This window comes from Microbulbifer sp. YPW1 (assembly GCF_013367775.1).
Classification (GTDB): domain Bacteria; phylum Pseudomonadota; class Gammaproteobacteria; order Pseudomonadales; family Cellvibrionaceae; genus Microbulbifer.
On record NZ_CP055157.1, the window covers coordinates 4,499,509 to 4,520,718 of the forward strand.

Annotated in this window: 17 protein-coding genes and 1 riboswitch; of the genes, 10 read left to right on the top strand and 7 right to left on the bottom strand. The window is 57.5% G+C overall.

The genetic code is table 11. The features are described from left to right. Positions 1-156: 156 nt before the first annotated feature. Entirely contained in the window at positions 157-1,134 is a 978-nt protein-coding gene (locus HUW35_RS18935; protein WP_255463383.1) for an NAD(P)H-quinone oxidoreductase, read from the bottom strand. A 104-nt stretch (positions 1,135-1,238) separates the two neighbouring features. After that, entirely contained in the window at positions 1,239-3,521 is a 2,283-nt protein-coding gene (locus tag HUW35_RS18370) for a TonB-dependent receptor (RefSeq protein WP_181253644.1), read from the bottom strand. A gap of 648 nt (positions 3,522-4,169) precedes the next feature. Between HUW35_RS18370 and HUW35_RS18375 the strand changes: the two genes are divergently transcribed. Next, a complete protein-coding gene (locus HUW35_RS18375) occupies positions 4,170-5,369 on the top strand; it encodes an acyl-CoA dehydrogenase family protein (protein WP_181253645.1) in 1,200 nt (399 codons plus the stop codon). A gap of 15 nt (positions 5,370-5,384) precedes the next feature. Next, entirely contained in the window at positions 5,385-6,506 is a 1,122-nt protein-coding gene (locus tag HUW35_RS18380; protein ID WP_181253646.1) for an acyl-CoA dehydrogenase family protein, read from the top strand. Between the two features lie 91 nt (positions 6,507-6,597). Here the strand turns inward: HUW35_RS18380 and pdxH are convergent, their stop codons facing one another. Next, on the bottom strand, positions 6,598-7,236 hold the full coding sequence (pdxH, locus tag HUW35_RS18385) for a pyridoxamine 5'-phosphate oxidase (RefSeq protein ID WP_181255795.1): 639 nt from the start codon (positions 7,234-7,236) through the stop codon (positions 6,598-6,600). Positions 7,237-7,505: 269 nt separating this feature from the next. Between pdxH and HUW35_RS18390 the strand changes: the two genes are divergently transcribed. From HUW35_RS18390 to tdh, 5 genes are all read left to right on the top strand, one after another. Next, positions 7,506-9,131 (top strand): 5-guanidino-2-oxopentanoate decarboxylase, encoded by a 1,626-nt coding sequence (locus HUW35_RS18390; protein ID WP_181253647.1) that lies wholly within the window; start codon positions 7,506-7,508, stop codon positions 9,129-9,131. 101 nt (positions 9,132-9,232) lie between these two features. Then, on the top strand, positions 9,233-10,663 hold the full coding sequence (locus HUW35_RS18395; RefSeq protein WP_181253648.1) for an aldehyde dehydrogenase family protein: 1,431 nt from the start codon (positions 9,233-9,235) through the stop codon (positions 10,661-10,663). 65 nt (positions 10,664-10,728) lie between these two features. Next, positions 10,729-10,844, top strand: a riboswitch (SAM-I-IV-variant riboswitch). 80 nt (positions 10,845-10,924) lie between these two features. Next, positions 10,925-11,140, top strand: coding sequence for a hypothetical protein (locus tag HUW35_RS18400; protein ID WP_078082660.1), 216 nt, complete (start codon positions 10,925-10,927; stop codon positions 11,138-11,140). A 160-nt stretch (positions 11,141-11,300) separates the two neighbouring features. Further along, the gene (locus HUW35_RS18405) at positions 11,301-12,500 is read left to right on the top strand and encodes a glycine C-acetyltransferase (protein WP_181253649.1); all 1,200 of its coding nucleotides are present in this window, start codon (positions 11,301-11,303) and stop codon (positions 12,498-12,500) included. 9 nt (positions 12,501-12,509) lie between these two features. Continuing rightward, positions 12,510-13,535, top strand: a complete 1,026-nt coding sequence (gene tdh / locus HUW35_RS18410; protein ID WP_181253650.1) for an L-threonine 3-dehydrogenase — start codon at positions 12,510-12,512, stop codon at positions 13,533-13,535. 94 nt (positions 13,536-13,629) lie between these two features. Here the strand turns inward: tdh and HUW35_RS18415 are convergent, their stop codons facing one another. Next, positions 13,630-14,679 (bottom strand): phospholipase A, encoded by a 1,050-nt coding sequence (locus tag HUW35_RS18415; protein ID WP_181253651.1) that lies wholly within the window; start codon positions 14,677-14,679, stop codon positions 13,630-13,632. Between the two features lie 379 nt (positions 14,680-15,058). On the opposite strand from HUW35_RS18415, the gene HUW35_RS18420 reads away from it, so the two are divergent. Beyond that, the gene (locus HUW35_RS18420) at positions 15,059-15,922 is read left to right on the top strand and encodes a DUF2279 domain-containing protein (protein ID WP_181253652.1); all 864 of its coding nucleotides are present in this window, start codon (positions 15,059-15,061) and stop codon (positions 15,920-15,922) included. Positions 15,923-16,136: 214 nt separating this feature from the next. On the opposite strand, the gene HUW35_RS18425 is transcribed toward HUW35_RS18420, so the two are convergent. Together HUW35_RS18425 and HUW35_RS18430 are read right to left on the bottom strand one after the other, a co-directional pair. Beyond that, on the bottom strand, positions 16,137-17,378 hold the full coding sequence (locus HUW35_RS18425; RefSeq protein ID WP_181253653.1) for a sodium:proton antiporter: 1,242 nt from the start codon (positions 17,376-17,378) through the stop codon (positions 16,137-16,139). A gap of 20 nt (positions 17,379-17,398) precedes the next feature. Continuing rightward, a complete protein-coding gene (locus HUW35_RS18430) occupies positions 17,399-18,943 on the bottom strand; it encodes an FMN-binding glutamate synthase family protein (protein WP_181253654.1) in 1,545 nt (514 codons plus the stop codon). A 133-nt stretch (positions 18,944-19,076) separates the two neighbouring features. On the opposite strand from HUW35_RS18430, the gene HUW35_RS18435 reads away from it, so the two are divergent. Then, positions 19,077-20,165 (top strand): PA0069 family radical SAM protein, encoded by a 1,089-nt coding sequence (locus HUW35_RS18435; RefSeq protein WP_181253655.1) that lies wholly within the window; start codon positions 19,077-19,079, stop codon positions 20,163-20,165. 14 nt (positions 20,166-20,179) lie between these two features. After that, the gene (locus HUW35_RS18440) at positions 20,180-20,491 is read left to right on the top strand and encodes a GIY-YIG nuclease family protein (RefSeq protein ID WP_181253656.1); all 312 of its coding nucleotides are present in this window, start codon (positions 20,180-20,182) and stop codon (positions 20,489-20,491) included. On the opposite strand, the gene HUW35_RS18445 is transcribed toward HUW35_RS18440, so the two are convergent. Continuing rightward, positions 20,464-21,159 (bottom strand): SDR family oxidoreductase, encoded by a 696-nt coding sequence (locus tag HUW35_RS18445; protein ID WP_181253657.1) that lies wholly within the window; start codon positions 21,157-21,159, stop codon positions 20,464-20,466. The two genes, HUW35_RS18440 and HUW35_RS18445, sit on opposite strands and share 28 nt — an antisense overlap. Positions 21,160-21,210 lie beyond the last annotated feature (51 nt).

Below are 21,210 nucleotides of genomic sequence, written 5' to 3' on the forward strand. Positions count from 1 at the left end.
GCTACTTTGAAAAGGCACGCTATGGCTATGTACGCGGTTCAGAGCCCGTCGCCTACGTGCGCAAGATCAGCAATCTGTACCAGGCTTACACGAACGTGGCCAGCGGTGATATCGCCAAAGGCTCACAGACATTCCGCGGGAAACCGCTGGCGAACATCATGGCGTCAATACGATCTTGCCAATATGATTACTCGACTCCATCAGCCGGTGTGCGTCCGCCACGTCGTCCAGCGCAAACGTGGCGGCAATCAGTGGGCGAATCTTGCCCGCCTCGATCATTGGCCATACCTTTGCCTCCAGGTCGCGGGCTATTTCCGCTTTCACCTCCGGGGGCTGCGGGCGCAGGGTCGAGCCAGTAAGCGTTAACCGCTTCAGCATCACCGGCAACAGGTTGACCTCGACCTTCGCCCCACCAAGAAACGCGATATTGACGATACGCCCGTCTTTCGCCGCTGCGCGGATATTTCGATCCACATAATCCCCGCCGACCATATCCAGAATGACGTCGGCACCGCGACCATCGGTGGCCTGCTGCACGGCCTCAACAAAATCCGCTTCCCGGTAATTAATTGCAAGATCAGCGCCGAGTTCTGTACAGGCTCGGCATTTTTCATCGCTACCGGCGGTGGTAAGCGCCTTCACCCCCATGGCATGGGCCAGCTGGATTGCTGTAGTGCCAATACCGGAAGAGCCTCCGTGGACCAGCAGGGTCTCACCAGTAGCCAGCTTCGCGCGGTGGATCAGGTTACTCCAGACGGTGAAGAAAGTTTCCGGCAATGCCCCCGCCTCCACCATCGTCAGCCCCTTGGGCACAGGTAAACACTGCCCCTCCGGAGCCAGCGCATACTCCGCATATCCGCCACCATTGGTCAGCGCACAGACCCTGTCGCCAACAACGTAGCGTTCTACGCCCGGTCCGACTGCAGCAACCTCGCCCGCCACCTCCAGCCCGAGAATCGGCGAGGCACCAGGCGGTGGTGGATAGAAGCCAGCGCGCTGAACAACATCCGGGCGATTGACCCCGGCAGCAGCCACGCGGATCAATATTTCTCCAGCCTCTGGAGTGGGCTTGTCGCCTTCGGCAACCACCAGTTTTTCGGGGCCACCATGTTCCGGCAGATCAATAAATCGCATAGGTCGTCTCCTTATCCTGAGAAAAGACTTTAGCGGATTTCCACAACAAAAAAAGCCCGGCGCTGGGCCGGGCAAGTGATAAGACTGAAAGGAGGTGAGGAAAATCAGATTTCGTAATTGAGCTCGATACCAACAATACGACCGCGATTGATCGGGGTAAAGGTAGAGTTCGGCCCCAGAGTTACCGGACCGAGCATACCTGGCAATTGGGTATCGTTACCTTCACTGACTTCATCCAGCATGTTCTTGCCGAACAACGCCAGGCGGTAGTTGCCGGAATCCGGGCTGAAGCCGATGCTGAAGTCCACCATTTCCACTTCGCTCAGCATGCCGGCGTTGTTGTCGGTGTAGGCAGAGGCATCGCGGTGGTTGTAGTTGATACGAGAGGTCAGCGCACCCCAGCTGCCCAGCTGCAGGTCGTGCACAAGGCCTACGCCGTAAGTCCACGGCGCCAGACGCGGAATCTCCAGATCGTAATCGGCACCGTCTACGACACCGTCGCCGGTGAGGTCCAGCCAGATATCGTCATACTCACCATCTACATAACCCAGATTCATGGTCATCAGCAGTGAGTCGGTCAAACCGGCCATCATTTCAAATTCAGCACCACGGATGGTTGCGTTCGCGGTATTGCGAATGAGCTGGGCCACACCAGCAGTTTCACTGGGCAGGTTAACCTCACGCTGCATATCGTCGATGGTGTTGTGGAACACGGCCATATTGGTTTTCACACGGCCACCCAACCACTGGGATTTGGCACCAATCTCAAAGCTATTCTGCTCTTCCTGATCGGTCGGTCCCGGTGATTCGCCAAATGCGGTGTTGCGCATGTTGTAACCACCGCTACGGAAGCCTTTGGTCCACACCGCGTAGGCTTGGGCGGAATCGCTCAGCAACCACTGCATACCCAGTTTCGGGGTAAAGGCACTCCACGATTCAGTATCGCTGAAATCATAGGCAGGACAAGCTTCCCGATCACAACCATTGCCCGGGATGATGGAGGCAATATCCGCAGACTTCTCCTCGCTGGAATAGCGACCACCCAGGGTGAGCACCCAGGATTCGTTCAGGTCGATATCGGCCTGCGTGAATATCCCCTTGGCCGTATGGTCCTGCACACCGCCACCGGCCATAACCAGGGCGCCGCCTAACAGGTTGCGCTCTTCAATATATTTCAGGTCCTGGGAAAACCAGTAGACGCCGCTGGTCACCGAGGTATTGCCAAAGCGACCGGAGTACCGCAGCTCATTACTCAGCTGATCCTGATCGATCAGGCTATAGGAATGGAACAGGTGTACCGGCAGAGAGTCGATGTCCCCCTCGCCTGCAGTCTCGTAATCACGCCATGCAAGAATATTGGTGATGGTACCGTTACCGAAAGCCACATCCTGGTTGTACTCGGCGATGGCCTGATTCCAGTCGGTTTCCGCCCAGCCCTCATTGTCAATCGCCACTTCAAAGGAGTTTTCGCTGTTATCCCAGTCGGTAACACCGACTGAGGCCGCGATTGCCTGGGAGAAATCTCCACGGTTCTGACCAATCGGACCATCGGCATCTACATGGCCCGACTCGAGACGTACTATCAGGTCGGCGGATTCACCGATATCCACGGTAAAGCTCGGGCGCACAAACCAGGTGGTGGAGGCACCCAGGTTATCGTTGCCGTTTGCCTTGTTCTCAAACCAGCCTTTGTCATCGCTGTAATAGGCCGTCAGGCGGCCGTTGACCTTTTCACTGATTTGTCCGGATACGGTACCGGCGAGATTGGTTTCCTGCTGTGCAGTGGTAGAGAACCGCACTTTACTCATAAATTCTTCGGTAGGCTTGGCAGTCTTAACCACCACCGCGCCACCAGTCACGTTGCGTCCGAACAGCAGGCCCTGAGGGCCGCGCAGCACTTCGATCCCTTCCAGGTCGAACAGGTCAAGGATCACGCCCGCATTGATCCCCATATACATGCCATCGACAAACACACCTACGGTGGGGTCAATGGAGGGAATGGAGCTGTTTACCCCGAGACCGCGCACGGTGAAGTTGGCGGTGCTTTTGATGGTGCCGGCATCGTCCATCTGCACGTTGGGCATTTTGAACGCGAGGCTTTCGAGGTCGCGGGTCTGCAGCGCTTCCAGCTGGTCGCCGGAGTATGCGGTCGCGGCAACCGGCACGTCCTGCAGACGCTCGGCGTCCCCGCGTTTACGCGCAACAACTTCCACTTCTTCAAGCAGGGTATTGATGGAATTCTCTGCTGCGTGGGCCGAACCCACACCGCAGGCCAGAGACATGGCCGCAAACGAACAGGCCGAAGCCAGAACCAGGTTCTTGCCTCTGCTGTTTACCGTTTTCAGGGTAAATTGGTGTTTATTGAAAGCGTCAGATTGGCTTCCCATGTTTTCTCTCCATTGCACCGAGTTATTTTTATGTATTTTTCAGCAACAGAACTACCGCGACCGGTACCACTTTGCCGCCACACACTCAGGCGACCCGGCCAACAACCGCGCTGTCTTCTGCCGCCCCTGTGCCGGGGCTGACAGGAGAAGACTACAAGAGGTTTTTCCGTTACAAAAGTTTATTTTTTGAGTAATTCATTCTACTTATTCCCGTGGGTCTGAAATGACAACCACTGAAATAAACCAGAAATAAATGACTACAGCGTCACACTCGAGTCACGTCAGAATTCGTTCCCAAAATTCTCCAAACCACCGGTACCGTGGCGGATCCAAAGGAAATTGATTCCAACGGTAACACTTCGCAAGCCGTACCAAATTAAGTAAACAAATATCAGGTATCCGTTTCACCAATGGCTTGCTGACACTACCGAGTGTGTGCCGGGATATCCCCGTGCGCCATAACCTCACCGGTAATGCCTCTGCGCACTGCCTGGCCCGATCTGGTATGGGACCCGGCTTCACCACCTGCCCTGAATATTCCCCGGCAATACCCCCGACTTCCATTACCCCGGCGGTAGTGGCACGCATCCCCCGCCGACGTCAACCTGTGCTCCTGTCAAGATAAACAGTTACAGGGGTATACCGAACGTGAACAATAAGTACACGCCGGAAGAGCAGGCGTTTCGCAGTGAAGTGCGGCAGTTTCTCAAGGAGAAACTACCGCAGGATATCCAGCGAAAGACTCTGCTGGGCATGCATCTGGAAAAGGAAGACTGCGTGCGCTGGCAGAAAATTCTGCACGAGCAGGGATGGGCCGCGGTGAACTGGCCCGAAGAGCACGGCGGAACCGGATGGACCGCGACCCAGAAGAACATCTTCGAAACCGAATGCGCCCTGGCGGGTGCCCCCGAGGTCGTCCCCTTCGGTATGAAAATGGTGGCGCCGGTTATTTTCACCTTCGGCAGTAAAGAGCAGCAACAACGCTTCCTACCCGATATCCTGGCCAGTAACGTATGGTGGTGTCAGGGCTACTCTGAACCCAATGCGGGCTCCGACCTCGCCTCCCTGAAAACCACGGCACACCGCGACGGTGACCACTATGTGGTGAACGGCACCAAGACCTGGACCACCCTGGCGCAGTACGCGGACTGGATCTTTTGCCTGGTGCGCACCGGCGGGCCGCAGGAGAAAAACCAGACGGCGATCAGTTTCCTGCTGATCGATATGCGCACACCGGGTATCAGCCTGTCCCCTATCCTCACCCTGGACGGCTATCGGGAAGTCAATGAAGTGCACTTCGACAATGTCCGGGTACCGGTGGAAAACCGGATCGGCGAAGAAGGTAAAGGCTGGACTTATGCCAAGGTTCTGCTCACCCACGAACGCACCAATATTGCCCGCGTAGCCCACTCTCGCTGCCAGCTACAGCGCGCCCGCGAACTCGCCAGTGAAACCCCGGACGGCAACGCGAACTTGATCGATAACCCGATCTTTGCTCACAAGTTTGCAGAGATCGAAATTGAATTGCTGGCACTCGAATATACCGAGCTGCGCACCCTGGACGCGATCCGCACCGGGCAGGCACCGGGCCCGGAATCCTCGATTCTGAAAATCAAAGGCACCGAACTGGCCCAGGCCATTGACGAACTACATGCGGAAATCGCCGCATACGGCGGACTACCCTATGCCCCATGGCAGCTAGAGGAGGACTTCGACGGTGCGCGGGTTGGCAGCGATAGCGCCATCAACAGCTGGCTGCGTTACTTCAACAACCGCAAATCATCCATTTACGGCGGCAGTAACGAGATCCAGAAAAATATCATCTGCAAGGCCGTGCTGGGCCTGTAACCGGAGGACGCAGATATGGATTTTTCATTGAGCGAAGAACAACAACTACTGCGCGATAGCGTCACCCGCTTTATCCGACAGGACTACGGGTTTGAAGCCCGGCAGAAAACGGTTACCAGTAACGCACCTTTCAGCCAGGCATACTGGCAGACGTTTGCCGAGCTGGGCTGGCTGCTGGTGCCCTTCTCAGAAGACGAGGGCGGCCTCGGTGGCTCGGCCGTCGATCTCATGGTGGTAATGGAAGAATTCGGCAAAGGCATGGTGGTTGAACCGCTGCTGGCAAGCGCCATCCTCGCCGGCGGTTTGATCGCAGAAGCGGGCAGCGAGTCCCAGAAAAGCGACTGGCTGACACCCCTGATGGAGGGCAATCTGCAGCTCGCCTTTGCCTTTGCGGAATCGCGAAGCCGCTTTGATCTCGGCCGGCTGGACACCACCGCAAATACGGATGGCGATGACCTGATCCTGAATGGCCACAAAACCGTGGTATTGAATGGCGCTGCCGCAGATACCCTGGTGGTATCCGCCCGCACAGCCACGGCCGAAAACGGTGGTGTTAGCCTGCTGCTGGTGGATGCGGGGACGCCGGGCGTCACGCGCAACAACTACAAAACGGTGGACGGCCACAACGCCGCAGAGATCTATTTCGATCAGGTCAGGGTTCCGCGTGCCAATCTCCTGGGCACCGAGGGCCAGGCGCTGCCCGTTATCGAGAAGATCATCGATCGGGCCACCTTCGCCATCTGTGCTGAAGCGGTCGGCGCCATGGAGAGCGCGCTTGAAAAAACCGTGGAATACACCAAGACCCGCAAGCAGTTCGGCGTCAGCATCTCAAGCTTTCAGGCCCTGCAGCACCGCATGGCGGAAATGTTTATCGAATGTCAGCAGGCCCGCTCAATCCTGATGATGGCGGCCATGGAGCTGGACGCCGGTAACGGGGTTGCGCCAAAGGCGGTCTCCGCGGCCAAGAGCCGTATCGGTAAAGCCGCCCGTCATGTGGGGCAGGAAGCTGTGCAGATACACGGGGGAATCGGAGTGACCGACGAGCTGGATGTGGCACACCTGTTCAAGCGCCTCACCACTATCCAGCACCTGTTCGGCAGCACGGATTTTCACACCCAGCGCTTTATCAAAGCCTGACGCTTTTTCGGCAAAGTTGATAACCACAATAAAGGCGGCTCCCTGTGGGGCCGCCTTTCTTCTGATTCGTGAAGGATCAAAACTAGATGCCTCAGGGGCTCAACCGCTCGACCTGCCACTCGCCACCTTCCAAAGCACGGTACACAAAACGGTCATGCAAGCGCGACGCACGCCCCTGCCAGAACTCCACCGCATGGGGTTGAACCCGGTAGCCACCCCAGAATTCGGGGCGCGGCACGTCCTGGCCATCAAACCTCTGGCGACAGGCCTCAAAGTTTTCCTCCAGTAATTTTCGCGAAACAATGGCATCGCTCTGGTGTGACGCCCAGGCGGCAATCTGGCTGTCTCGCGGACGGCTTCTGAAATACGCATCCGCTTCAGCGTCACTCAACAGCTCAGCGGTGCCGCGCACAATCACCTGGCGCTCGAGAAAATGCCAGGGAAACAGCAACGACACCTTGGGATTGGCGGTAATATCCCACGCTTTCTGGCTTTTCAGGTTGGTATAGAAAACGAAGCCGTGCTCACCGAATCCCTTCAACAAGACAATGCGCTGAGAAGGCTGGCCGCTCGCATCTGCGGTACTCAGGCACACTGCACTGGGGTCGGAAATATCGGCCTTCACCACCTCTTCTAGCCAGGCGCGAAACTGGCTGATGGGATCCTCCGCCAGATCGCTTCGCTGCAGCCCGCCGCGCAGGTAGTCCCGTCGCCACTGATCAATTTCCATCGCTGTCATATCCTTACCACTGGTTCATTGGCTGTTTCTGAAAAGTCTGCCCGCAAGTTTACGCAGTTGTGTGCCAAATCCCAATTTGCGCAATTTTCCCCGTCACAGGCTGTGACTACACTCAATTATCCGGCGTATTCCCCGGCGGAAACGCAGAGTCTGCGGACGCTTGCAGGGTGCATGCTGGCCCGCTAGGCTCCGGCGCAAATCTGATCGAAAACCTGATCATCCAACTGATAAAAACCCACAAGAGAGTCGGGGTATCGTCCATGCACACGGCTGAACATCAAGATCCACAAAACCCCTCCTGCGCCCAGGTACTGATGCACCTGCTGCGCCAGTACGACGTCGATACCGTATTCGGTATTCCCGGCGTGCACACCATTGAACTGTACCGGGGCCTGCCCGGCAGTGGCTTGACCCATATCACGCCACGCCACGAACAGGGTGCGGCCTTTATGGCGGATGGATATGCGCGCGCCAGCGGTAACCCGGGGGTTTGCTTCCTGATTACCGGCCCGGGGGTAACCAATGCTGCAACGGCCATGGCGCAGGCCTACTCCGACTCCATTCCCATGCTGGTAATCAGTGCCGTCAACCGTCGCGAGGACCTCGGCATGGGCCGCGGTCGCCTGCATGAACTGCCGCGACAGCAGGACGTGAGCCGCGGTTTCTGCATCTGGCAGCACGCACTGACCAGCGCACAGCAACTGCCGGAAGTGCTCGCGCGTGCTTTCCAGTTGATGCGCGGCAGTCGACCGGGCCCGGTGCATATCGAAATCCCCATCGACCTGTTTCCGGCGCCCATGCCCGGGCAACTGACAGATTACCGCGCCGCCCCGGCACCGAGCCTGCCGGGCACTGACAGCAATACGATTGACACCGCCGCCGATTGGCTGAGTTCAGCAGAAAAGCCTGTGATCCTGCTCGGCGGAGGCGCACAGCGGTGCGGCAAAGCCGCCACTGAACTGGCAGAAAAACTCGCCGCACCGGTATTCGAATCCCTCGCCGCCAAAGGCATCGTAGACGAACGCCATCCCCTGTGTGGCGGCGCCAACCTGAGCTTTGCCTGTGTGCGCGAGCGCATCGAATCTGCCGACGTGGTACTCGCCGTCGGTACCGAGCTGGCGGAAACCGACCGCAATCTGGTGCGTGAAAACTACCAGTTCCGCGGCAAACTCATCCGGGTGGATATCGACCCCGCACAACTGGTGTGCAATGCGCAGCCGGACCTCGCTATCTGCGCGGATGCGGGCATCACCCTCGCGAGTCTCTCTGATGCGGTCACCGATAGTGGGGAACCCCGCCGCCAGTCGGCCGCGGCAGAAGTGGAATCCCTGCTGCATGCGTGTCGCACAGAGTGGTGGCCTGGATCCGAGGAGCGCTTACCCTGGGTACAGGCCCTACGCGATGCGCTGCCTGCAGAGGGCATTCTGGTAACCGACTCTACTCAGCTGGCCTACAACACCAACCACGCCCTGCCCCTGTACCAGGCGCGCAGCCACATCACCTGCACTACCGGCTACGGCACACTGGGTTTCGCACTGCCTGCCGCCATCGGCGCAGCCCTGGCGAGCCCGCGCCCGGTGATCGGACTGATTGGCGACGGCGGTATTATGTTCACCCTCGGTGAACTTGCTGCGGCGGTGGAGCAGAAACTGGCACTGCCAATCTTGGTATGGAACAACAGCGGCTACGGTGAGATCCGCGACTTTATGGATGAAGCCGCGGTTGAACAGGAAGGCGTCAATCTGCACGCACCGGATTTTGTCACCCTCGCCCGCGCTTTCGGTGCCGAGGGCTGTCGCATTGATCGCCCGGAACAATTGAGCGAAGCGGTGGCGGAAGCATTCGCGCGCAAGGGCCCGACATTGATCGAGATCACCGCCCCTTGAATGCGATGATCAGCGCATCGCGATAAAAACTATTCAATGAGCCGATAGATGGTTTACCGCGCTATCCGCTCAGCCAAACTTCAAAACCGGAAACTGACGCAATGGACGTATCAAAACTCAACACGCAACAGCTCTACATCAATGGCGAGTGGCGCGATTCCAAGGGCGGCAGCCTGCATCCCGTCATCAACCCCGCCACCGAAGAAACCCTGTGCGAGGTAATCCAGGGCACACTCGAAGATGTGGATGATGCAGTAGCCGCCGCCAAAGCTGCATTCAAGGAATGGCGCCACAGCCGCGCTGCCAAACGCCAGGCCCTGATGCACGCCATCGCCGACGGCATGGAAGCGCGTAAACAGGACCTGATCGATGCCGTATCCCAGGCCCTTGGCTGCCCACCACACATTACCGAATGGCTGCATATCGACGGCCCCATCTACGCCATGCGCTACTACGCCGACCGCGCCGCACTGATGGAGGAAACCGAAAAAGCCGGCCACTCCGTGGTACTGAAAGAACCGGTAGGCGTGTGCGGGTTTATCACCCCCTGGAACTACCCCCTGCACCAGTTCGTGGGCAAAGTGGCCCCGGCCCTCGCCGCCGGCTGCACCATGATCCAGAAGCCCTCGGAACTCACCCCGCTTCAGGATTACGTGATGGCAGAAATCATCGACGCCGCCGGCCTGCCCGCCGGTGTTTTCAACCTGGTGCCCGGTGCCGGGCCGATCGTTGGCGCAGCGCTGTCCAGCCACGTGGATATCGACATGGTGTCCTTCACCGGCTCCACCCGCGCCGGTATCGAAGTGGCCAAATCCGCGGCCCCCACGGTCAAGCGGGTTACCCAGGAGCTGGGCGGCAAGTCGCCGTTGATCATTACCCCCGGTGCCGACCTGGAAGCCGCCGTGCGCTGGGGCTGTGAAGATGTCTTCATCAACACCGGACAAACCTGCACCGCCCTGACCCGCATGCTGGTACCCGCCGAACGTTACGAGGAAGCGGTAGACATCGCCAAGAAAGTCGCCGAAGAAGTCGCCATCGGCACCGGCAGCGACGACTTTATGGGCCCCCTCTCCTCTGCCCGCCAGCGCGACATCGTGCGCGGCTATATCGACAAAGGTATCGCCGAAGGCGCCCGCCTGGTTGCCGGTGGCAGTGAACCACCCGAGAACTTTCCCAGCGGCTTCTACGTGAAACCCACGGTCTTTGCCGATGTCACCAACGACATGGCCATCGCCCGCGAAGAAATCTTCGGCCCCGTTACCTGCATGATTCCCTACAAGGACATGGACGAAGCCATCGCCATTGCCAACGACACCGAGTACGGTCTCTCCAGCGGCGTCTGGGCCAAAGACGCCGAGGCAGCGATGCCCGTCGTGCGCCGCATTGAAGCCGGCCTCTGCTTCGTCAACGGCGGTGAATTCAATTACGACGCACCCTTCGGCGGCGTAAAGCGCTCTGGCAATGGGCGTGAATTTGGCGCAGCGGGCCTGGACGAGTTCATTGAACTGAAATCCGTGCAGCTTCCCGGATAAAACTCTGACGCGCCGCCCGTAGTGGCGGCGCGGTTGACTGAGTGTTCCGCCATCGCTATCTTTGCTCCCGACATCAAGAGAGTGGCTGACGCCAACGCCAACCTGCCTACCGGGGCAAGGTGGTTTCCCTTCACAGAATGTGCAGGGGATGGGGCTCTTGCTGGTAACCGAGTTGTTCGGACCAGCTGTGCAATCCAACCGGGATACGGTTTATTCAATCGTGTCTTCCGCCGTCAGCCCTCCAGAATTTTTGGAGGGAACATGTCCGAATTCCAGATTACCAGCACCGACGTTATCGAAATCCAGATTGCCCCGCAGCGCAGTCGCACAGCGGTCCGGGCGGTCAAACGCAATGATCGACAACTGTTGTGGCAATTGCTGTTCGACTCGACGGAAGACGCGCTGGCCTTCGCCACCCATTGCCGAGCCAGCGACGCGCCAGTCACGGCCCACAAGGCCTGTGAGCTGGTTGGATAGCTAATTTTCATCAAAAAGGCGGGTGATCGTCATAGATGACGCCCCAACCTACACTTACGGCAGTTCACCAGCGTCACCGCCATAACAGTCGTTAATTGGGAAGACCTCCCCAGAACATAGCCCTTTTGCCAAAAGCACTACAGGAGCCAATAACAACGTCATGTCCAAGCCCGAGCAATTTTTCCAGCACCTGCGCGATGAACTGAAGCAGATCGAAGCCGACGGTCTCTACAAGCGCGAGCGCATCATTACCTCCCAGCAGAGTGCCGAGATCCAGGTCAACAACGACAGCCAGGTACTCAACTTCTGCGCCAACAACTACCTCGGGCTCGCCAACCACCCCGACCTGATCCAGGCCGCCAAAGATGGCCTCGACCAGTACGGCTTCGGCATGGCCTCCGTGCGCTTTATCTGCGGCACCCAGGACATTCACAAGGCTCTGGAATTCCAGCTCTCAGAATTTTTGCAGACAGAAGACACCATCCTTTACACCTCCTGTTTCGACGCCAACGGTGGCCTGTTCGAAACCCTGCTGGGCCCGGACGATGCCATCATCTCCGACGCCCTCAACCACGCCTCCATCATCGACGGCGTGCGCCTGTGTAAAGCCAAGCGCTTCCGCTATGCCAACAACGACCTGGCAGATCTCGAAGAGCAGCTGAAAGCCGCCGACGCCGCCGGTGCAAAAACCAAACTGATTGCCACCGATGGCGTCTTCTCCATGGACGGCGTCATCGCCGACCTCAAGGGTATCTGCGACCTCGCGGATAAATACAACGCCCTGGTCATGGTCGACGACTCCCACGCCGTCGGCTTCCTCGGCCAGCACGGCCGCGGCACCCACGAATACTGCGATGTCGTCGAGCGCGTCGACATCATTACCGGCACCCTCGGCAAAGCCCTGGGTGGCGCCTCCGGCGGCTTCACCTCCGGTCGCAAGGAAATCATCGACCTGCTGCGCCAGCGCTCGCGCCCTTACCTCTTCTCCAACTCCGTGGCGCCCGCCATCGTCACCGCGTCCCTGAAGGTGCTGGACATGCTGGTGGAAGGTGGAGAACTGCGGGACCAGCTGCAGGAAAACTCCCAGTACTTCCGCAAGCGTATGACCGAAGCAGGCTTCACCCTCGCCGGTGCCGACCACGCCATCATCCCGGTGATGATCGGCGACGCCGCCCTGGCCCAGAAAATGGCCGACAAGATGCTGGAGAAAGGTATCTACGTGGTCGGCTTCTTCTATCCCGTTGTGCCCAAGGGACAGGCCCGCATCCGCACCCAGATGTCCGCGGCGCACACCCGCGAACAGCTGGATCGCTGCATCGATGCATTTATTGAAGTCGGCAAAGAACTCGAGATTATCTAAGCGGTATTTATGAAAGCATTATCCAAACTCAAGTCTGAACCCGGCATCTGGATGACCGATGTCGAGGTACCGGAACCCGGGCACAACGACCTGCTGATCAAGATTCGCAAGACCGCCATCTGCGGTACCGATATGCACATCTACAACTGGGACGAGTGGTCACAGAAGACCATTCCGGTTCCGATGGTTGTAGGCCACGAATATGTGGGCGAAGTGGTCGGTATGGGCCAGGAAGTGGCCGGCTTCAAAGTGGGCGACCGCGTTTCCGGCGAAGGCCACATCACCTGTGGCCACTGTCGTAACTGCCGCGCCGGACGCCGCCATCTGTGCCGCAACACCTACGGCGTGGGCGTGGACCGCCAGGGTGCCTTCGCTGAGTACCTGGTGATCCCGGCACTGAATGCGTTCAAGATCCCGGACAATATTTCCGACGAACTGGCTTCCATCTTTGACCCGTTCGGCAATGCAGTGCACACCGCACTGTCGTTCGACCTGGTGGGTGAAGATGTCCTGATTACCGGTGCCGGCCCTATCGGTATTATGGCCGCAGCCGTCGCCCGTCATGTGGGTGCACGCCATGTAGTGATTACCGATATCAACGATTACCGCCTGGATCTGGCGAAGAAAATGGGCGCGACCCGCACCGTCAATGTCAGCAAGGAAAAGCTCACCGATGTGATGAAAGATATCGGCATGACCGAGGGCTTTGATGTTGGCCTGGAGATGTCCGGCGTTGCCGTGGCCTTCCGGGATATGCTCTCCGCCATGAACCACGGTGGCAAGATCGCGATGCTGGGGATTCCTCCGGGTGAAATGGCGATCGACTGGAGCCAGGTGATTTTCAAGGGCCTGATCCTGAAAGGTATCTACGGCCGGGAAATGTTCGAGACGTGGTACAAAATGGCCAGCCTGATTCAGTCCGGTCTCGACCTTTCCCCGATCATTACCCACCAGTTTTCCGTGGATGAGTTCCAGACTGGTTTTGACACCATGGGTTCAGGCGAGTCGGGCAAGGTTATTCTGAACTGGCAGTAGCCTATCCAGGTCTAACTATAGGGATGCGCAAGTATCCCTTAGCTCAAATCAGTCAACACATTCACAGCCCTTCATCAGAAGGGCTTATTAAGTCCTAAAGAAAACCAGGAGCCAACTCAAAGCCGATGCCCAGGGTCCGTACACGCACTGAATAGTCGATCAAACTTTCTCCATAACCGTCAAAGTATTTCACAAAACCGCGCACTCGAGTGGTTATCGGAAACTTCCAGTTAAGTTCAATCGCACCATAGTTTTGCGAACTCAGGTTGTTACGTACTTTTATCGAAGAGGTGTAACCGCCCGATCGATAACCCCCGGACAGCTCAAAATTTCCAAAATGGTCGTCCAGATCGGGGCCTCTTCCCGCATCCGGATCCGTTGAGAGTCGGTACCAGGGCTTTATTCCGACAAAATATCCGCCGTTTTCAAAGGTGAAGTCAACGAACACGCGATTCCACCCTCGCGAGTAAGCACCGCTACGGCCGTTCGACTGGTGACTTATGCCGGCCTGCGAAACAACATTCCGAAAACCCAAAATGTGCCAGTTGCTTGTCCAGGTTGCCAACAATTCCACTTCATGATTAATTTCGCGAAAGGGGCCAGACTGAGCATAGGCCTGCCAGAAGCTCCGGTTGGTATAAGCAGCGCTGAGAAATGAATCCGCCCCAAGAAAACCGCTCCACAGCGGCACTTGAAGCGAAAGCTGAAACTGCACCTCTGCAGGTTCCACGGTTTGCATTCCATAGCGGTTCTCAGCTGCAAACAGCTCTTCAGAAATATCCCGGTAAGCGATAGGCAGCACATAATTTGCCTTATGCGAGGCCAGTGAAAATGGATTATTGACCGCATCGCGAACAGCCTGAATTCGATCGCTAACCAAAGGTATGGTCCCCTGAGGCGCCAGTGAATCGCTATCGCCACGTGTAGACACTGGCTCCCGGCCGGCCAATTGCCGCTCACCAGCCAGGGGGTTCTCAGAGGCTGTCTCCGAAGCGGAGGATACCTCTGCACCAAGGGCACTCATACTCGGCAACATATTTGCAGATCCGTCCGCCATTGCCTGCGACACCAACCCAGCACTCAAAGCCGCAGCTGAAAAAACCTGCAATAACGCCGCAGAAAATTTTCGCCACACACAGGACATATACCTAACTCCCTGACAAATTTTGCTGAATTAGCTTAGCCCGGTGAGTACTGACCTGCAGACGCATTGATCAATGAGACGAAATGAAGTGATCAGAGAGCCAAATCGTATTCGCGTAAATTCACCCGCCCGCCCTGAAGGTCAAAATTTAACCAAAACTGGTTACAGCCTATTCAGCCAGCTAGCCCCTCAAACGGAAGCCACTAATCCTCTACAGGCAGGTCACGCCACCGGATTGCACTTTTTTAACTGATCCTGTACTTTCCGGCCGAAAGAAACAGGTGCCATTCAGTTCGTCGCGACTCGGTCTGACTCGTAGGCCTCCCTGTCAAAGCGCTCCTCCCTTTTTTACGCATCCCGAAAGTACAGGATTCGATACATGCAGTGTTTTGCAGCGCTACGCCGCTACTTATTCGTGCTGGTGTCTCTGTGGCCACACCCCGTCTTCGCCGAGTTCATCAACTGGGAAGGCACCAAAAAATCCCTATTTGACGCAAAATACGAAATTGGCGCTGCGGTTGGTGGAATTACCTACCTCGGTGTAAAGGAATGGAACTGGGGAAGCGCTTCGTTCAAATTCAACGACGAAGGGTGGTTTGGGATGGATACCGGCAGCGGCGGGATCGACAAACTAGGCCATATGTACTCCTCCTATCTGATTGCGGAAGCGATCAGTAATGGCCTGTCGCGTGACAACACCCCCGAGTTTGCAGCCACTTACAGTGCGCTATGGGCAAGCAGCCTGATGCTTTATGTGGAAGTCTTTGATGGATATTCCGCCGATCATGGATTCTCTTACGAAGACGTAATCCTGAACTCCACTGGCGTTGCGTTTTCTTACTTGAGAACCCGATACCCCAGAGTCAAGGAGCTTCTCGACTACCGATTAGATTACCGACCTTCCGAGGGCATGAAAGGCTTCCACCCTGTCACCGATTACAGCGGTATGCGCTACCTTCTTGCGCTAAAGGCGGCGGGAATACCCGCCTTGCGCGATACCCCGCTCAAATATCTGGAGTTTAACCTGGGCTATTCAGCACGGGGCTTCAAGGCATCGGATGCACCTTATATTCCAGAGCGCAAAAGCGAGCTTTTCGTAGGAATCAGTTTCAATCTGGATGAACTGTTATTCAAGCCATTTGCAGATCAGCTAGGCCGTGTAGGGACATATGCATCGACGCTTTCTCACTACTACCAGCCCCGGGGGAGCTATATTAAAACAACTGTGCATGAGCGGGACTGAGCGCGCCCCATACTCTGTTCCTGCCACCTTCGCCGTGTAGCTATACGGCTTATCGCCACGAGGAACAAGAAATCAATGCTCAGAGTCATCGGTGTACTGATCTTCGCACTTATTGTTCTCGGCCTCGCAGGCCATCTCTTTTACTCCCGTAAGGGAGAGTCTGAAACGGGGCACAACCAGTCGACCTGGATGCACCACCTTGCCCAGGTTGAAGTTACAGCCCCAGCTTCCTGATCAGGCGCGCGCTGGTTGTGCCCTGCACCAGTAGGGAAAACAGCACCACACCAAACACCATCGACTGTACTGTCCACCAGTAAGGCAACTCTGTTGGCAGCGACAGCACCAGCGCCACCGCAATCACGCCGCGCAAACCACCCCAGCTTAAAATCAAGCGCCAACTCTGCGGAATGGGCGGCCCTACGAAGCGGGCCAGCGGGGACAGCATGAATACTGCCAATCCCCGCGCACCGATTGCCGCCACAATCGCGATGATCATCGCCAGCCATTGATCGGTAAACATCTCGAAGGTAATCACCAGGCCCATGATCACAAAGATCAGCGCATTGAACAGAAGGCCAAGCCACTCCCAGGTCGGCGACGCGTGGGTTAAATAGGTTTCCTGCTGCTCGCGCAAACAGGCCCGGGAAACAATCGCACAGACCATCACCGAAAGAATCCCCGAAACACCCACCACATGCTCCCCCAGATAAAAGCTGCCAAACGCGGCCAGCACCAGCACCACCAACGCCGCACCTGCCGACCCCAAAAAAAGAATGACGATTGCAGTGAGCAGGCCACACAGTGTGCCCACCGCCAGCCCGCCAAAAAACAGTACCGAGAAATACAGCGCAAAACTGCCGGCACCGGCAACCGTCTCGCCGGTTGCCACCGCACCTTCCATCACACTGTGGCTGGCAATGCCCAGAATAAAAGAGAACAGAACGACCGCCACTGCATCGTTGAACAGGCTCTCCCCTTCCACCAGGGTCAACAACTCCTCATTGGCGTGGCTCTGGCGCATCCGCGCGATAATCGAAACAGGATCGGTGGCCGCAAGAATGGCCCCGGTGAGCAACGCCGCGATCCAGGGGAAGCCTGTGGGGTGATGGACACCGTAGTACACCAACACCGCCGTGATCAGCCCGCAAATCAGCACCCCCAGCGTGGCGAAAAGCAAAATCGGCCCCAGCCAGCGGAACAGGACATCCGGGTCAATCTTCCAGGCAGATTCAAAAATCAGCACCGGCAGAATCACGAAAAACACCATCTGGTGAATATTCTCGGCACGCAGCCCGGTATCGTAATCGAGTACCGGTAGCAGAACACCGGCGAGCACACCAGCAATCAGGCAGCCCAGTGTATTGCCGCGCTTCAGTATCCGCGCAATGGCCAAGCCGACTACCGCGGCCACCGCCATATACAGGCCCTGCCCCACCAGAGTGGTTACCCCTTCCATGGTCTTCTCCCGCTGTCCGGTTATTGGGTTCCGCGATCCGAGGCGATCAGGGATTTGGGTGGCACTTCCGGTACCAGGTCGGACAGCGGGACCGGTGTGCCGCGCTCGTTGATGACCTCTACATGGGCGCGTCGCAACTGGCGCGGTTCCGGCACACCGCAGGAGTGGGCCAGCATACCCACCTCGTGTTCCATATTGTGCGCGTAATGGTAGACCCGCTCCGCCTTGTCCATGGGGTCCAGGCCCTGCTGCAGGTCCGGGTTGTGGGTAGTGACGCCCGTAGGACAGGTATTCTTGTTGCACTGCATGGCCTGAATACAACCCAGCGCAAACATGAAACCCCGTGCACAATTAACGAAGTCCGCACCCATCGCCAGCGCCCAGGCCACCATGGATGGGGTGAGCAGCTTACCGGCACAGATGATCTTGATGCGATCCCGCAGTCCGTACTGGGTAATCAGGTCAACAACCATGGGCAGGCTGCGATTGATCGGGAGCCCCATATAATCCATCAGACTCTGGGGAGCCGCGCCGCTGCCGCCATCAGCACTGTCGATGGTGATAAAGTCCGGCGCAGAGTCTAGGCCGCGCTTCTGAATCGTTTCACAAAGCTCGTGCAACCAGTCGCTATTACCGATCACGCACTTGAATCCGGTGGGTTTGCCGGTGACCTCGCGGATGTGGCCAATCATATCCAACAGCCCGCCCACATCCCGAAACTCCGGGTGCCCGTTGGGGCTGATAGAATCCATACCCACCGGGATACCGCGCACATGGGCAATTTCCGGCGTGACCTTGATGCCGGGGAGAATCCCGCCCTTGCCGGGCTTGGCACCCTGAGAGAGTTTCAGCTCGAACATCCGGACCTGTTCGTGCGCCGCCACCGCGCGCAACTTGTCATCGGACAACCTACCCTCCTCATCGCGCACACCGTATTTGGCGGTACCTATCTGAAATACGATGTCGCAACCGCCTTCCAGATGATGCGGAGAAAGCCCCCCCTCACCGGTATTCAACCAGATACCCGCCTTGGCCGCTCCCCGGGACAATGCGCTGACCGCCGGCACCGACAGCGCACCAAAACTCATACCGGAAATATTGAAAATCGAGCGGGTGGTGTAGGGTCGTCGGGCCACACCCTCACCTACGGTCACTTCCCGGGGCGGCACCGCATCCTTGGCCAGGGTGGGAAACGGGTGATTGAGAAATACGATATCCCCGGGCTGGTTCAGGGGCCTCGTGGAACCAAAAGCGAGTGTGGAATCCACATTCTTTGCCGCGCGATACACCCAGCTGCGCTGGGCGCGGTTAAACGGCATCTCTTCGCGGTCGAGGGCAAAAAAGTACTGGCGAAAAAACTCACCTAGGTGTTCAAACTGATAACGGAACCGCCCCAGCACCGGAAAATTGCGCCGGATGGCCTGCTTGGTCTGGCTCACATCCGATAGGTACAGGTACACCACGTATAGCACCAGCACCACCAGCCCGAAGGCAAATAGCATCGCAAACACCTGCAATACCTTGACGGCAAAAGCGTATATCGCCGCAACAGCCTGAAGATCCATTCCCTGCTCCCTACGTTGAAACCGCTTGAACACAACCCAAAACTATTCGGTCATTGTATGTGCTCACGGCCCCTCTTGCACAGTCCCGGGACCGGCAATAAACTGTACAAACATACAGCACCCCAAGAAAGACATGGCCAACGATTCACCAAGTAATCCCCGCAGTACCCTCAAGGGCCGGGGTGCCGTCAGCAACCTGGCCGGTCGCTTTGTGGACCAGGTGAGCAGCCGCGAGAGCGATGGCTGGGAAATGGCGCTGGAGCCAGTGGAACGGATCGAAACCGTGGCCATCGAGGAGAAGGCGAAGTCGATCATAGCCACCAACAGCTCGCCAGATATCCCCTTTACCCAGTCCATCAACGCCTACCGTGGATGTGAACACGGTTGCGTGTACTGTTATGCCCGTCCGGCACACGCCTATATGGACCTGTCACCGGGGCTGGATTTCGAAACGCAGCTGTTTTACAAACTCAACGCAGCCGAATTGCTGGAAAAAGCGCTGCGTAAAAAAGGCTACCGGTGCAGTCCCATCGCCATGGGCACCAATACAGACCCCTACCAGCCACTGGAAAAAGACAAGCGGATCACCCGCCAGATACTGGAAACCCTGCAACACTACCGCCATCCCGTGACCATCGTCACCAAGAGCCAGCTGATTCTTCGCGATCTGCCGGTACTCGCGGAAATGGCCCAGGACAACCTTGTGCATGTGGGCATCAGTGTGACCACCCTGGATAACGGGTTAAAGCGCAAACTGGAGCCCCGCACCGCCGGGCCCGCGGCGCGCCTGCGTACCATCGAGGCTTTGGCCGCTGCCGGGATACCCACCGCAGTTATGGCCGCCCCCATCATCCCCGCACTGAACGACGCCGAGCTGGAAAAAATACTGCACAGCGCCCACGGTGCCGGCGCGATTCACGCGGCGTATATCCTGCTGCGGCTGCCTTTTGAAGTGGCGCCACTGTTCCGACAATGGCTGCAGGAACATTACCCGGAACGTGCAGAGCACGTCATGAGCATTGTGCAGCAGAGTCGTGGCGGCAAGGACAATCAGAGCGAGTTCGGGCAGCGACAACGGGGCACGGGAGTATTCGCGCAGTTACTGCAGCAGCGCTTTCGGGTAACCTGTCGCAAACTGGGGCTGAACGAACGAAAGTTGGATCTGGATTGCACTCGGTTCACTCTGCCGCCTCAGTCCGGCGATCAGCAGAGCCTTTTTTAATCTGGGAAACTGTTTTGTCTGGCTGGTTTGTTTATCTGATCCGCACCAAAAATGGCAGCCTGTATACCGGTGTTACCCGGGACGTGGCGCGCCGCTTCGAGGAGCACAACAGCGGTGGCCCGAAAGCCGCAAAGGCACTGCGCGGGCGCGGACCACTGACGCTCGCCTTTCACTGCGCCATGCGCAGCAAATCCGATGCCTTAAAACTGGAAGTGGAAATCAAGCGCTGGCCCAAGCGCAGAAAAGAGCAGTTGATCGCTAACGGGCCAGCTTTCCTGAGAGAAGTTTTGGGGGAGGATTACCAGGGAATGGTCGTGCCATCGTAATTATAGAAGTGGCCACTGCTAGTCTCGTCCGCTTCCAGCAAAACTTTCTTCAATCCCGCCACACTCTCCTCTACGGATATCAGCGCATTCGGGCCACCCATATCGGTTTGTACCCAGCCGGGGTGCAATGCCAGCACCTTGATACCCTGCTCCGCGAGGTCAATGGAAAGGCTTTTTGCCACCTGGTTTACCGCGGTTTTTGAGGAGCGGTAGATATAACCACCACCGGAACCGTTGTCGCTGATACTGCCTACCTTGCTACTGAGGATTCCCACCACCTTATAGTGCCCGTTCACCATATGCGGGTAAAAAGTCTCCACCAGTTTGTAGGGGGCGATGGTGTTGGCTTCCAGTACCTTGCGCCACTCCTCCACATCCACACTGCCCAGCCCTACCCCTTTGGGGCCGTAGTAGCCGGCGTTACTGACCAGGACGTCCAGGGAGCGGCCCTCCAGGTCCTTTGCCAGCTCGGCCATTTGCGCGTAATCGGTCACGTCCAGGCCGTGGATCTCGATATTGTCGTGGGCCTCGGCGAGCTCGCTGAGCTCCCAGGCAGCTGAAGGATTGCGACAGGTGGCGACCACCTGCCAGCCATCCGCGGCAAATTGCCGGGTCATTTCCAGACCGATACCGCGATTACAGCCGGTGATGAGAATCGTGCCGGGCATACTCCCTCCTCTGGTGGTATTCTTGCGCGTTCAGATGATATAGCAATCAAA